The organism is Corallococcus sicarius, assembly GCF_003611735.1.
In the GTDB taxonomy this organism is placed as follows: domain Bacteria; phylum Myxococcota; class Myxococcia; order Myxococcales; family Myxococcaceae; genus Corallococcus; species Corallococcus sicarius.
Window position 1 is genome coordinate 1 of sequence record NZ_RAWG01000766.1, and the last position, 422, is coordinate 422.

Annotated in this window: 2 protein-coding genes; both read left to right on the plus strand. The window is 60.4% G+C overall.

What is annotated here, in order from left to right; genetic code table 11:
• The first annotated feature begins 6 nt into the window (after positions 1-6).
• Positions 7-132, plus strand: coding sequence for an OmpH family outer membrane protein (locus D7X12_RS45775; RefSeq protein WP_500683251.1), 126 nt, complete (start codon positions 7-9; stop codon positions 130-132).
• Positions 133-142: 10 nt separating this feature from the next.
• On the plus strand, positions 143-422 hold a 280-nt coding region (locus D7X12_RS45780; RefSeq protein WP_279637309.1), incomplete at its 3' end, for an LpxD N-terminal domain-containing protein.

A 422-nucleotide genomic window follows, 5' to 3' on the forward strand; every position in this document is an offset into this window, starting at 1 on the left:
AACCGCGTGATCCGCTCGATTGCCGAGCAGCGCAAGTACGATCTGATCGTGCAGGAAGCCGTGTATGTGAACCCGCGCATCGACATCACGGACGAGGTGCTCAAGGCGCTGAATTCGCAATCGGCCAAATGAGGTTGTCCGCATGTCGTTTTCGCTTGGTGAACTTGCTGCGTCGCTCGGCGCGACCGTCCAGGGTGACGCAGGCCTGATCGTCAAGTCGATCGCGCCGCTGGATCAAGCGGGCGCTGATCAGCTCGCTTTTCTCTCCAATCCGCTGTACCTCAATCAGGCTGTGAGTTCCGGCGCGGGTGCGATCATCGTGTCGCTCCGCGATCTGGAAACGCTTGAAAGCCAGGGCCACGCTGCTGGCCGGAACTGGCTGATTGCGGCCAATCCGTATGCTGCGTTTGCTCGCGTTGCTC